The organism is Lacibacter cauensis (assembly GCF_007830055.1).
GTDB lineage: Bacteria > Bacteroidota > Bacteroidia > Chitinophagales > Chitinophagaceae > Lacibacter > Lacibacter cauensis.
The window spans coordinates 49335-62694 of record NZ_VLLE01000004.1 but is presented as its reverse complement, the minus strand read 5'-3'; the positions used below and the strand labels follow the sequence as shown (position 1 = coordinate 62694).

The following is a 13360-nucleotide window of genomic DNA, read 5'->3' as shown; positions in this document are numbered from 1 at the left end:
ATCAAAACTCATGAAAGTACTCCGACTCCTTTCTGTTCCGTTTCTGTTACTGGCTGTACCGCTGTGCAGCTTTGCACAATTGTATTTTGTAGAAAACAAAGGGCAGTGGGATGCACAGGTGCACTTTAAAACCGAAGCCGGCAACAGTGCTTTCTTCTTAACCAAAGACGGGTACAGTATCTTAATCAATCATCCGGAAGATTATCTCCGATTGGCTGAGTTTAATCATGGTCATGGATTTGATTCAACAGCTAAACAACAATTCCGTACAGCTCCCGATAAATTGAGGGCACATGCTTTTCGGGTAAAATTCCTTGGAGGAAATTTCAATTCAACCCCCATCATGGAAAAGCCATTACCGGGCGTTGAGAATTATTTTATTGGAAATGATCCTTCTAAATGGGCAAGCGGTTGTAAAACTTACCAGGCAATTACCTATAAAAATGTTTATCCGAATATCGATGTGCGCTATTATGTACAAGACGATCAGCTGAAGTACGATCTTGTTGTTCATCCTGGTGCCGATGTTTCCAATATTCAGATGCGTTACGAAGGCGCCGACAAAATCAGCATCCGCAGTAGTGAGCTGATTGTTTCTACATCGGTTGGTGAAGCCCGTGAGTTGAAACCTTATTCGTACCAGTTTGTAAATGGCAAACGGGAAGTAGTGGGTAATAAATACAAGGTAACAGGTAATACGGTGAGCTTCGATGTAAGTGCCTACAATAAATCAACAGTGCTAATCATCGATCCTACATTGGTGTTCTCATCTTTTAGCCGCAGCACGGCAGATAACTGGGGTTTTACAGCAACACCGGGTGCCGACGGAAGTTTTTTTGGCGGTGGTATTGCACAGCCAACAGGCTTTCCTGTTACAGCAGGCGCCATACAAAGTACAGGTGGTGGTGGTCCGGGAGGCGGCTCAGGTGTGCCGCCGGATATTGCGATCATCAAACTTTCGCCCGATGGAAGAACACGGATTTATGCCACCTATTTAGGGGGTAACGGTCTCGATCAGCCGCACAGTTTAATTGCCGACGCTGCAGGAAATCTTGTTATTGCCGGACGTACAAACTCTGGTGCAAACTTTCCCGGAACACTGGTTGGTGCAGGTGGTGGCTACGATATTTTTGTTACAAAAATCAATCCTACAGGTACTGCAATCATTGGCTCATTACGCATTGGTGGTACCGGTGATGACGGTGTAAATATTACAGCCAGTCGTGGCGGCGCAAACTCATTACAGCGTTTTTATGGCGATGATGGTCGCAGTGAGGTGATTTTTGCTGCCGATGGAAATATATTACTGGCCTCCTCAACAAGATCACCGGGTGCTGCAGGCAGTACCACAAGCTTTCCTGTTCAAAATGGGTTTCAATCGGGTTTAAGTGGCAACCAAGATGCAGTTGTGTTGAAAATAAATGCCAATGCAAACGCTGTTATCTGGAGCACAGTACTTGGTGGCTCAGGCGATGATGCCGGTTTTGTGTTGAGCTACGATCCGCTAAACCCCGCAAATATTTATGTTGGTGGCGGTACCGGCAGTACCAATTTTCCATTGGGTGCGGGCGGTACACTGCAAACTACTTATAATGGTGGTTTAGCCGATGGATACCTTGCCCGTTTACAGGACAATGGAGGTTCGGTTAGTTTAAACCGTTCTACATACCTGGGTACAGGTAATATCGATATTGTATATGGTGTGCAGTTCGATAGTAAAGGGTTTCCTTATGTAATGGGCACCACTACCGGTAGTTGGCCGGTATTGAATGCAACTTACTCAGTGCCCAATTCAAGACAATTTATTGCGAAGCTGCGTCCCGATTTAAGTGCGTTTGTATACTCAACAACCTTTGGAACAAATGGTGCTTTAAGTCCTAATATTTCACCGGTTGCTTTTCTGGTAGATAATTGCGAAAACGTGTACGTATCCGGTTGGGGCGGTGGAGCCAACAACTTTGGAGGTACAGGTTATCCCAGTGCAGGCACAACTGGCTTGCCGGTTACACCTGATGCATTTCAGCGAAACACCGATGGCAGCGATTTTTACTTTTTTGTATTACAGAAAAATGCAGCCTCACAATTATACGGCAGCTTCTTTGGCCAGTTAGGCGGCGGTGGCGGTTTGGAACACGTAGATGGTGGTACCAGCCGTTTTGACGCCAATGGTGTTATTTACCAAGCGCTTTGTGCCAACTGTAAAAATGTAAACAGTGGTACCCCGTTAACATCGCCATTCCCTATTTCGGCGGGTGTGTACGGTAATGTAAACCCGGCCGGAGGCAGCGGTTGTAATCTTGGTATGGTGAAGATGCGTTTCGATCTGGCAGGTATTGATGTATCGTTGCGTGCTGTTGGTGCCAAACAATTAAACTTCTGTTTGCCTGCTACAATTCAGTTTACCGATACAATCCGTAAAGCAAAACAATACATCTGGATTTGGGGCGATGGTTCAAGGAACGATACCACCACATCCAACCCTTTCACACATACGTACACGACTACCGGTTTCTTTGATGTAAAAGTGATTGGTATTGACAGTAACTCCTGTAATGTAAAAGATTCGGCAATGATGCGTATTCGTGTTACGACCGATTCGGTTGATGTTGGTTTCAACTTTGCAAGACAGAACTGCAACAGCTTAACGTTTAATTTCACAAACACCAGCGATATACGAACAGCATCAAGACCATTTGGTCTGAAATCGTTTATGTGGGTGTGGGGCGATGGTTCGAAGAATGATACCATACCCGGCTTTGCTCCGCCAATTGCACATACGTTCCCGGGTGTTGGTTCGTACAATGTTCGTTTGGTATTGATCGATTCAAATTATTGCAACCTTGGCGATTCATCGGGCTTTGTCAACTTCCAGGTTATTGATAACATAAAAGCCGGCTTCCGTGTATCGAATGTATGTGTACCGGATACGGTTAATGTAGTAGATACATCGCTTGGTGCGTTGACTTATCTGTGGGTAAGCAGCGATGGACAAACATCTACTAACCGTTCGCCCGGGTTTACGTACAATACACCCGGCACCTACACCATCAAACAATATATTTTTAACCCGAACAGTTGTAACGCAGTAGATTCTACCGAACGTACATTCCAGGCAGTTGGTCCGCCAACAGCCGGCTTTACATACAGTCCGAATCCATCGCAGGAAAATACGCCTACACGTTTTACAAGTACAGCATCTGCCGATGTTGTAAAATGGTTGTACGAATTTGGCGATGGTGATACATCCAATCTTCGTGATCCCATTCATCAGTATACATCGCCGGGCATTAATACTGTTTGCCAAACGGTAACCAATGCTGCAGGTTGTGTGGATTCCGTATGTATTCCTGTAGAAGCCATCATCAATATTGTAAATGATCTGCCATCGGCCTTTACACCCAATGGCGATGGCATTAACGATGTGTTTATGGTACGTGGTTTTGGTATTACCAAAATGACGTTGCGTGTGTACAACAGACAGGGCTTAATGGTGTTTGAAAGCCGCACACAAAACATTGGCTGGGATGGGAAATACAAAGGCATTCCACAACCAATGGATGCTTACGCCTGGACTTTAGATGTGGAATATTTTACCGGCGAAAAACTAAAGAAGAAAGGAGACGTTACGTTGATACGTTAATGAGCAATTCAGTACCCGAATATCCTGCAGATTGACCAAACCCAAGACCGACAGCGAAACAAATGCTTAAATGATGAGCTATGATGTGTAAACGAATTACCGGTGCTGCGTTATTATTATTGTTGCTGCATATAACTGCAGCAGCACAGGATTTGCATTTTTCTCAGTTTATGAATTCGCCGTTAACAACCAACCCTGCGAATACAGGATTTATTCCTGAAGCAGATTATCGTATTGGCGGCAACTTTCGTAATCAGTGGACCTCAATACCTGTGCCCTACCGTACATCGAGTGTATGGGGCGATGCGCAGGTGTTCCGCAATAAAATTGAAAACGGATGGGTGGGTTTAGGTGCAGTGTTGTTGAATGATGTTGCCGGGCGAGGTAACCTCCGTTCCAATAAAGTGTATGCTTCAGTTGCATATCACCAGATGATTGGTTTAAGCAGTTTGTTGAGCGCAGGGTTTAATGCAGGTTATGCCAACAAGCGATTAGATGTTACAAAGCTTACATTCGACAATCAATGGAACGGAAAGTTTTTTGATGCAGGCGCACCTACCGGCGAATCTGTTTTAAATAATCCGAATACTTCTTATTTCGATTTACAGGTAGGAATGAATTATGCGTATTTCCCGACGGAGAATACCTATATCAATGCAGGTGTTTCGGTACATCACATCAACAAACCCAAAGAAACATTTTTCAGCAACGGTATTAATGAAGTGCCACGCCGTTACATTGGTTTCTTAAACGGAAGCTTTAAAGTAAATGACGATTGGATTGTCAATCCCAACGCTTATTTTTCATCACAGGCAAAAGCCAATGAGTTGGTGTTTGGCGGTAACCTTGCACACAATGTTTTGGGCGATGGAAGTGTAGTAGTTTTTGGCGGAGCCTATTACCGCTGGAATGATGCTGCGGTTGCTATGATTGGGCTTGAATGGAAAGACATTCGCTTTACGTTCACCTATGATGCTACAACAAGTAACCTTGCACGCTTCAATAATGCAAACGGGGCCTATGAATTTTCTTTGATCAAAAACGGTTATTACAGCGAATACTTTGGCGATAAAAGCCAACGCAGGCAAAGCCTCTGTCCGAGGTTTTAATAAAATGGTTCGTTTATTAGATTTTGCCGCCTGCACTACCTTTCCGAATTTCGCCCAAAATTTCAGCACATGATTGCAGTTGACGGATATGCAAAAGTGGACAAGCAGATTGTTGAACAATTGAAGTCCATTGTTGGCGAACAGTTTGTTTTTGTTGATGAAGAGTCGCTCAGCAGGTATGCGCATGATGAAACAGAGAATCTTCATTTCCCTCCCGAAGTGGTAGTGAAGCCACGCACAACAGAAGAGATCAGTGCCATCATGAAATTGTGCAACGAAATGCGTATTCCTGTTACTCCACGTGGTGCAGGTACAGGACTTGCCGGTGCAGCCTTGGCCGATAAAGGTGGCGTATTACTTTCTACCGAGCGGTTTACGACCATACTCAAAATTGATGAACGTAATCACCAGGTAATAACTGAGCCGGGTGTAATTACCGAAGTGCTCATGGAAGAAGTGAAGAAAGTTGGTTTGTTCTATCCGCCCGATCCCAGCAGCAGGGGCAGCTGTTTCATTGGTGGTAATATTTCGGCCAACAGTGGAGGTCCTAAAGCAGTAAAGTATGGTGTGGTGCGTGATTATGTGCTGAACCTGGAAGTAGTGTTGCCAAACGGCGAAGTAATCTGGACAGGCGCCAATGTGTTGAAATATTCAACCGGTTATAATCTTACGCATTTAATTGTGGGCAGCGAAGGCACATTGGGTATTGTTACCAAAATTGTATTGCGGTTAATTCCATTGCCGAAGTACGATTTGCTGATGCTGGTTCCGTTTAAAAATTTAGAACAGGCAGGTGAAGCTGTAAGCGAAATTTTCAGAGCAGGATTTGTACCGAGCGGATTAGAGTTGGTGGAGATTGATGCATTGCAAATTGTAAGCAAAATAGTAGATAGTTCTGCCGTACCAATTACAGAAGATACAGCTGCACATTTGATTATTGAAGTAGATGGTAACGACATGGATGTGCTGATGAAAGACATGGAGGCAATTGGCGAACTGTTAACGAAATATGATATTGGCGAATTGTACTTTGCAGATGATGCGCAGCAAAAAGCTGAACTGTGGAAGTTGCGTCGTCGTGTGGCAGAAGCGGTAAAGATGGTTGGGTATACTATTGAAGAAGATACAGTGGTGCCACGTGCAGAACTGCCTGCTTTGATTAAAGGTGTAAAAGAGTTGGGCAAACAGTACGATTTTAAAGTGGTGTGTTACGGTCATGCAGGCGATGGTAATCTGCATATACGCATTCACAAAGAAGGTACGCCCAACAGCTATGGCGATGCAGAAATGGCGAAGTGCTTGCGTGCTATGTTTGCATTGGTACATGGGCTTGGCGGAACCATCAGCGGCGAACATGGTGTTGGCTTAATTCAAAAAGGGTATATGGATATTGTAATGAAAGAAGCCAACCTGAAACTGATGCGTGCAATAAAACGTGCTTTCGATCCCAATAATATTCTTAACCCGGGTAAAATTTTCGATCTGTAATAAACGAATAGAAAGTATGAAAAGAACTGTAGTTGCTTTTTGTTTACTATTGATTAGTATCAACCTTTTTGCACAAAAAGATGAACGTGAAAAAGGGTTTAAGCAAGACCAGATGTACATTGGTTCAGGTATTAACGTAGGTTTTTCACAGGGCTGGATACTTGGTCTTAACCCTGAGATCGGCTATAGTTTAAACAACTTTCTTGATGTGGGTATTGCCACCAATATCAACTATATCACACAAAATTTTGGCGGAGGCACATCGTACAAATTCTTTGCATACGGTGCAGGGCCATACGTTCGAGGCTGGATCGTTAACCAGTTTTTTATAACCGGCCAGTTTGAATACAACAGGATTTCAGAAAAGTACAGCGATCAATACGGTTCGGTAAAAGATGTGTATACCAGCCCCAGCGTATTGGTAGGTGCAGGTTATGGAACAAGGCAAATAGGAAGGGCGCAGTTTTTTACAAGCATTATGATTGATGTATTACGCAAGCCAAATTCGCCGTATGTAGACAGGCAAACAAATACATTACTGCCTGTTTTCCGCACAGGCTTTATGTTTTACCTGAAGCCGCAAAAACGTTAAGCAAAAATTTCTGCCGGACTGTTTACAAAAACAATCCGGTCTTCGGGGTGTTCGTATAAATAATCTTCGTTGAACATTTTTTGCATGTGTGCAATTAGATTGTTGTAAAAGCCATTGCTGTTGAGAATGAAGATTTTTTTATTGTGGATCTTCAGTGTGTTCCAGGTAAGCATTTCAAATAACTCATCCAAGGTGCCATACCCACCGGCAAGTATTACTGCCGCATCGCACAATTCGTACATCATTTTTTTACGCACATGCATATCTGCCACTACATGCAGCTCCGTAATGCCTTTGTGCTGGGCTTCCCATTCTAATAATACTTCGGGAATAACACCCACAACTTTTCCGTTGCGTTCCATCACCGCATCTGCAACAGCTCCCATCAGGCCTTTGCCACCACCGCCATACACCAATTTAATATTTCGTTCGGCCATTAAGTGACCAAGCTCTTTTGCATGAGCAATAAACAGAGGATCGTTGCCCGATTTTGATCCGCAAAAAACAGCGAGTGAGGATAGTTGCATAGTTAAAGTTCTGTAACGCAAAATACAGAAACTGGTTTACCGTACGATTAATTCTTTATCTTCATTTTTAAACAATTTGGTATGTCGCCTTTATTGCTGTTTTCATTTGTGCTTGGTTATTTTTTACTATTGCTTGTTGTAGCCTGGTATACTTCCAAAAACTCCAATAACGACTCCTTTTTTATCGGTAACCGCAGCAGTAACTGGATGTTGGTGGCGTTTGGTATGATCGGCACTTCGCTCAGCGGTGTTACGTTTGTAAGTGTGCCGGGTGCGGTAGCAAAAGAGTCGTTCGCATACTTTCAAATCACCATCGGTTACCTCATCGGTTATGTGGCCATTGCTTATGTGTTGTTGCCGTTGTATTACAAACTCAATCTTACTTCCATTTACAATTATCTCAGTGTCCGACTGGGATTTAAAGCCTACAAAACAGGCGCTTCTTTTTTTATTCTTTCCCGAACATTAGGAGCAACTGCAAGGCTTTATCTTGTTGTAAAAATTCTGCAGGATGCATTACCTGCTAACATCAACATTCCATTCTGGCTTACTACACTTGTTATTCTGCTCATGATATTGCTTTACACGTACGAAGGCGGCGTAAAAACAATTGTGTGGACAGATACGTTGCAGACAACGTTTATGTTATCGGGCCTGGTAATATGCGTTATATACTTGTTAAACCAAATGGGCTTGAGCTTTGGCGACAGTATTTCTGCCATGAATGAAAAAGGGTATTCGAAGATTTTCTTTACTGATCCCTCCAGTAAATTGTTTTTCCTGAAACAGATATTAGCCGGTGCGTTCATTACCATTACCATGACGGGTATGGACCAGGAAATGATGCAGAAGAATATTTCCGTGAAGACATTGAAAGATTCCCAAAAGAATGTACTTACGCTGGGTTTTATTTTAATGATCGTATTGATGTTGTTCCTGTTCCTTGGTGGCGTATTGTTATTGTTTGCAGAGCAACAGGGTATTACAGCTGTTGGCGATAAATTATTCCCGGCCATTGCATTGAACCATATGCCGCCGATTGTTTCCGTGATCTTCATCATCGCACTCATCTCTGCTTTGTTTCCCAGTGCAGATGGTGCCATTACAGCGCTCACTTCATCATTCTGTATTGATATTATTGGTATGCAGCGCCGCACCGATATAAGTGATGCTGAAAAGAAAAAATTACGCCAGCGTGTGCACCTTTCATTTGCTGCTTTATTTCTTTTGTTGGTGATGGTTTACAAATGGATAAACGAACCAAGCATGATTGGTGTTATTTTAAAAGTAGCAGCATATACCTACGGTCCGTTACTTGGCTTGTTTACTTTTGGCATTATTACAAAACGTGCGGTGAAAGACCGGCTGGTGCCTGTTGTATGTATTGTGGCTCCCGTCATCTGCTTTTTTATTGATAAGTTTCAAAAGCAGTTATTCGGTTCGTTCGAAGTAGGGCTCGAGTTACTCATCATCAACGGACTTTTAACCTTTATTGGTTTGTTAACCATCTCACATAAAGCCGGAACAAAGCAAACTGTCAGCCAGTAGGTATTGCCAATTGCTTGGGGTTTATTGCCTGTTTTCGGGTCATGTGTTTTATCTTTGCCGAAACGTTTTTACTTGGAGTTGATCAACCCGAAAGCCGAAGCATATGCAGCACTTTATTCTTCCAGAGAAGATGCAGTGTTAAAGCGCATAACAGCCGAAACGGAACAATCGCACAAGCAGCCGCATATGCTCAGCGGTCATCTCCAGGGACAGTTCCTTGAAATCATCAGCAAACTGGTACAACCTCAACGCATACTCGAAATTGGAACCATGGTTGGCTATAGCAGTATTTGCCTTGCAAAAGGACTTGCTGTAGATGGAGTACTACATACCATCGAAATGCGTGAAACTGATGCGGCGATAGCACAATCGAATTTTGAAAAAGCCGGTTTGCAGGATCGTATTCAGCTACATGTTGGCAATGCACTGGAAATTATTCCGCAGCTGAACGAAACATGGGATCTGGTGTTTATTGATGCAGATAAGACAGGTTATGCCAGATACTACGAGCTGGTGAAACCACGTTTAAGAAGTGGCGGGTTGATACTTGCAGACAATGTGCTGTTTCATGGCGATGTGCTGGAAGAAGAAATCAAAGGTAAAAACGGCAAAGCAGTACATGCGTTCAATGAACTGATTGCTGCTGATGAGGAAGTAGAAAAAATAATGTTAACACTGAGAGACGGGTTGTTTCTCATCCGAAAAAAATAAAATATACTATGAGGAGACTGCTGTATCTGTCTATGGCTCTTTTTGCTTTTGTAACTGCAAATGCACAAACAATTACAATTGAAGAGTACATTGATCTATACAAGGAAATTGCAATCAAGGAAATGATCCGCACAGGTGTTCCTGCATCTATTACATTGGCACAGGGCATTGTTGAAACGGAGAATGGCAACAGTAAGCTGGTAAAAAAATCAAACAATCATTTTGGCATCAAGTGTAAAGAAACATGGACAGGACCGTCTGTGAGTCATGATGATGACGCTCCGGGCGAATGTTTCCGTGTGTACAACAATGCGGAGGAATCATACATCGATCATTCTAATTTCTTACGCACTCGTAAGCATTATAATTTTCTGTTCAGTCTGGATCCTGCTGATTACAAAGCTTGGGCATATGGTTTAAAGAAAGCCGGTTACGCAACCAACCCTGCCTATCCTGCTTTACTCATCAAGTATATCGAACGATATAACCTCAACGAATATTCACTGATTGCATTAGGTAAGAAAACAGGTAGCGAACCCATTCTTGCAAAGAACGAGCAACCTGTTGTAACAACGCCGGTAATAGCAACTGTTGCAACTGTACATCAACCTGTTGCTCCGCAGGCAGAAGTAAAATCTCAATCGGAAGTAGTTGTAGTTGTAAAGAAAGAAGAGTCGAAAAAGGAAGAGCCTAAAAAAGAACAACCAAAAACAGAAATTGTAAAAACAACAGTAAGTTATCCAAACGGCGAATTCAAAATCAATGATACAAGAGTTGTGTATGTAACAAAAGGAACGCCGTTTTTGGCTATTGCACAGCAGTACAATGTGCAGTTAAAATGGTTGTTCGATTTTAATGATCTGAAAGAAGCAGAAGTGCTGGAAAAAGATCAGCTCGTGTACCTGCAACGCAAACGCCGAACAGGAGTTAATCCGGTGCATGTAGTGGCAGCAGGTGAAACAGTTTACGATATTGCACAAAGCCAGGGCATCCGTTTAGATGCATTGCTGCAGTTAAACCAGATGACTGTGAATATGCAGCCTGCCGTAGGTGAGCAATTGTATTTACAATCGCCTGCGCCGGCAACACCCAAATTGGCAATAGCTGTAAAAGAAGTATCAACGCAACCCGTAACTGGCGAAACAGCAGCAGTTGTGCAGCACAAAGATGTAATTGTACATGTTGTACAGCCAAAAGAAACCTTGTATAGTATTTCAAAAAAATACGAAGTATCGCTGACGCAAATTCAGCAATGGAATAAACTGGCCGGTACTGAATTAAAAGAAGGAACAGAACTCATCATTAATAAATAAGCTGCATGTCAGAAATCATCAAGGTCCACGATAAATATTTTACTCCGTACATGACGGAAGCAACCGTGCTTGCACGCATTGCCGACTTGGGTAAACAAATTGATGCTGATTATGCAGGCAAGAAGCCGTTGTTTATTGCCATTCTTAACGGATCGTTTATGTTTGCTTCCGATCTGTTCAAGCAAATACATATCGATGCAGAAATCTGTTTTATAAAACTTGCTTCATACAAAGGAACAAAGTCAACAGGCCAGGTAATAACCGCTATAGGTTTAGATACCGATATTGTAGACAGGCATGTGGTGGTGATTGAAGATATTATTGATACCGGTAAAACGCTGAACGAGTTTTTACCGCAGTTGCATAACCAGCATCCTGCATCGTTAAAAATTGCTTCCTTATTGCACAAGCCCGAAGCAACAACCTACCCTATACAAATTGATTATTTAGGTTTTTCGGTGCCGAATAAATTCTTACTGGGTTATGGGTTAGACTATGATGGTCTTGGGCGTAACCTCAAAGAAATTTACCAGCTCACAGAGAACCCTGCCTGATAAGCCACTTACTAACCCGGCGAAGCAGGAGATTATTATGAAACCACGGTTCATTACTTTGGTGTGCTTGCTCCTGTTCGCACTTGTGGCGGATGCACAATACTATTTCCGTGGCGAAGTAAAAGATGCAGCTGGTGTTGGGCTTGCATTGGTACGTATCCGGGTTCATTCTTCCAATTCATTTTATCAATCCGGTTCAACTGGTGGCTTTGGGTTGCCTTCGGCTAAAGTAAGCGATACCGTCAGCTTTTTCCTGCATGGCTACGATGAAAAAACAGTGGTGCTTAGCAGCAACGAGTTCAACACGGTAGAGTTAAAACCCAGTTCAGCTATCAGTAATCCGAAACGCAAATTAATTTCTGTAACAAAGGATAAAGTACAGGAGCGGAATAGTTTTGGTATTGCCAACGGTGAAACTTATTCGGAGCAAATTGAAAACAGTTTTAATTATGCAGCAGAATATCCTTCGGTTGGTTTTGCGTTGAATGTTGATAAAGCATCGTACAGCAACATCAGGCGGTTTATTAATATGAAATCAGCTGTACCGAAAGATGCGGTGCGTATCGAAGAAATGCTCAACTATTTTCCGCAACGATACAAAGCACCCGAGCTGGGAAAAGAATTTTATACTGAATCGCAACTCACCGATTGCCCATGGAATCCGATGGACCGTTTGTTGTTTTTACAATTACATGCACGAAAGATCAATTACGATTCATTACCACCCAGCAATTTTGTTTTTTTGGTTGATGTAAGCGGATCGATGGATCTGCCAAACCGGTTACCCTTATTGCAAACTGCTTTACGCATGATGGTGCAGAACCTGCGTGCAATTGATACCATGGCTATTATGGTGTATGGTGGTACTGTGGGTACAGTACTGCAACCAACAGGTGGTAACGAAAAAGAAAAGATCATGAAAGTGATTGACTCGCTTGCTGCAGGTGGTGATACGCCGGGTGAAGCAGCCATCAGGCAGGCATACCGGCTTGCGCAGAGTCAGTTTATTAAAGGTGGTAACAACCGTGTTATCCTTGCAACAGATGGTGATTTCAACGTAGGCGAATCGAGCGAAGAAGCATTGATGCAGCTCATTACTCAAAAGCAACAGACGGGTATTTATCTTACCTGCCTTGGTGTTGGTATGGGTAACTATAAAGATTCGAAACTGGAGGTGCTGGCAAAAAAAGGAAACGGCAACTTTGCGTACCTCGATAATATACCCGAAGCAGAAAAAGTTTTGGTAAAAGAGTTGATGCAAACCTTGTATGTGGTGGTAGATGATGCGTACCTGAATGCTTCCTTTAATGCAAGGCAAATAAAGAAGTACCGCTTAATTGGTTTCGATAACCGGAAAGATGTGTTGGCCGATAGTGCAAGTATTTTAGAAGGTGGTGAAATAGGAACAGGGCATATTGTTACGGCCGTTTTTGAAGTGGAGATGAACAGCCCATACAATACAGAGGAGGAACTTGCTACTGCCGAGCTGGGTTATCAAACGGTCAACACAAAAGAAAAGCAAACGGAAACATACAGACTGACCAACAACTATAAATCGTTGTATACAGTTGACAGTAATTATCGGTTCTCAGCTGCTGTTGCGATGTTTGGATTAATGTTGAAACAATCGCCTTACCTGAAAGTGTATAGTTGGGAATCGTTAATTAATTTACTTAACACCTGTGTAAACTCGAACGATTACTGGCAACAGGAAATGTTACAGCTGGTCATCAAAGCAAAAGAAATTTATAAACCGGTGAAAGAACGCCGCCGATGGTTTACTAAAAAGAAAAAAGCAAAGGAAGAAATCATCCTGTTTTGATTTGTTCCAACTTTAACCAAAGCAAAGAGGCAGCGAAAGCTGCCTCTTTTTATACT

Annotated in this window: 10 protein-coding genes; 9 read left to right on the top strand and 1 reads right to left on the bottom strand. The window is 42.8% G+C overall.

What is annotated here, in order from left to right; all coding sequences use genetic code 11:
* The first annotated feature begins 10 nt into the window (after window positions 1-10).
* The 4 genes from IQ13_RS10420 (at window position 11) to IQ13_RS10405 (ending at window position 6829) form a co-directional block, all read left to right on the top strand.
* On the top strand, window positions 11-3640 hold the full coding sequence (locus tag IQ13_RS10420; RefSeq protein ID WP_144886316.1) for a DUF7948 domain-containing protein: 3630 nt from the start codon (window positions 11-13) through the stop codon (window positions 3638-3640).
* Window positions 3641-3720: 80 nt separating this feature from the next.
* Window positions 3721-4749: a PorP/SprF family type IX secretion system membrane protein gene (locus tag IQ13_RS10415; protein ID WP_144886315.1), complete on the top strand. Its 1029-nt coding sequence runs from the start codon at window positions 3721-3723 to the stop codon at window positions 4747-4749.
* 69 nt (window positions 4750-4818) lie between these two features.
* On the top strand, window positions 4819-6237 hold the full coding sequence (locus tag IQ13_RS10410; RefSeq protein WP_144886314.1) for an FAD-binding oxidoreductase: 1419 nt from the start codon (window positions 4819-4821) through the stop codon (window positions 6235-6237).
* Between the two features lie 16 nt (window positions 6238-6253).
* Window positions 6254-6829 (top strand): hypothetical protein, encoded by a 576-nt coding sequence (locus tag IQ13_RS10405; RefSeq protein ID WP_144886313.1) that lies wholly within the window; start codon window positions 6254-6256, stop codon window positions 6827-6829.
* Here IQ13_RS10405 and IQ13_RS10400 read toward each other — a convergent pair.
* On the bottom strand, window positions 6826-7356 hold the full coding sequence (locus IQ13_RS10400) for an LOG family protein (RefSeq protein WP_144886312.1): 531 nt from the start codon (window positions 7354-7356) through the stop codon (window positions 6826-6828). The two genes, IQ13_RS10405 and IQ13_RS10400, sit on opposite strands and share 4 nt — an antisense overlap.
* A gap of 81 nt (window positions 7357-7437) precedes the next feature.
* Here IQ13_RS10400 and IQ13_RS10395 point away from each other — a divergent pair, with 81 nt between their 5' ends.
* The 5 genes from IQ13_RS10395 to IQ13_RS10375 all read left to right on the top strand — a co-directional run bounded on the left by IQ13_RS10395 (window position 7438) and on the right by IQ13_RS10375 (window position 13304).
* Window positions 7438-8904 carry a sodium:solute symporter gene (locus IQ13_RS10395; protein ID WP_144886311.1) on the top strand — a complete coding sequence of 489 codons (1467 nt, stop codon included), beginning with the start codon at window positions 7438-7440 and terminating at the stop codon, window positions 8902-8904.
* Between the two features lie 72 nt (window positions 8905-8976).
* Window positions 8977-9615, top strand: a complete 639-nt coding sequence (locus tag IQ13_RS10390) for an O-methyltransferase (RefSeq protein ID WP_144886310.1) — start codon at window positions 8977-8979, stop codon at window positions 9613-9615.
* Window positions 9616-9623: 8 nt separating this feature from the next.
* Window positions 9624-10928, top strand: a complete 1305-nt coding sequence (locus IQ13_RS10385; RefSeq protein WP_144886309.1) for a glucosaminidase domain-containing protein — start codon at window positions 9624-9626, stop codon at window positions 10926-10928.
* 5 nt (window positions 10929-10933) lie between these two features.
* Window positions 10934-11482 carry a hypoxanthine phosphoribosyltransferase gene (gene hpt, locus IQ13_RS10380; protein WP_144886308.1) on the top strand — a complete coding sequence of 183 codons (549 nt, stop codon included), beginning with the start codon at window positions 10934-10936 and terminating at the stop codon, window positions 11480-11482.
* Window positions 11483-11519: 37 nt separating this feature from the next.
* Window positions 11520-13304, top strand: a complete 1785-nt coding sequence (locus tag IQ13_RS10375; RefSeq protein ID WP_158637367.1) for a vWA domain-containing protein — start codon at window positions 11520-11522, stop codon at window positions 13302-13304.
* The last annotated feature ends 56 nt before the right edge of the window (window positions 13305-13360 follow it).

What these genes read in the sequence shown, in the direction of transcription:
- IQ13_RS10385 (WP_144886309.1), top strand. Translation starts at nt 9,624, where the DNA reads ATGAGGAGACTGCTGTATCTGTCTATGGCTCTTTTTGCTTTTGTAACT.
- IQ13_RS10400 (WP_144886312.1), bottom strand. Translation starts at nt 7,356, where the DNA reads ATGCAACTATCCTCACTCGCTGTTTTTTGCGGATCAAAATCGGGCAAC.
- hpt (WP_144886308.1), top strand. Translation starts at nt 10,934, where the DNA reads ATGTCAGAAATCATCAAGGTCCACGATAAATATTTTACTCCGTACATG.
- IQ13_RS10420 (WP_144886316.1), top strand. Translation starts at nt 11, where the DNA reads ATGAAAGTACTCCGACTCCTTTCTGTTCCGTTTCTGTTACTGGCTGTA.
- IQ13_RS10395 (WP_144886311.1), top strand. Translation starts at nt 7,438, where the DNA reads ATGTCGCCTTTATTGCTGTTTTCATTTGTGCTTGGTTATTTTTTACTA.
- IQ13_RS10410 (WP_144886314.1), top strand. Translation starts at nt 4,819, where the DNA reads ATGATTGCAGTTGACGGATATGCAAAAGTGGACAAGCAGATTGTTGAA.
- IQ13_RS10405 (WP_144886313.1), top strand. Translation starts at nt 6,254, where the DNA reads ATGAAAAGAACTGTAGTTGCTTTTTGTTTACTATTGATTAGTATCAAC.
- IQ13_RS10415 (WP_144886315.1), top strand. Translation starts at nt 3,721, where the DNA reads ATGATGTGTAAACGAATTACCGGTGCTGCGTTATTATTATTGTTGCTG.
- IQ13_RS10375 (WP_158637367.1), top strand. Translation starts at nt 11,520, where the DNA reads ATGAAACCACGGTTCATTACTTTGGTGTGCTTGCTCCTGTTCGCACTT.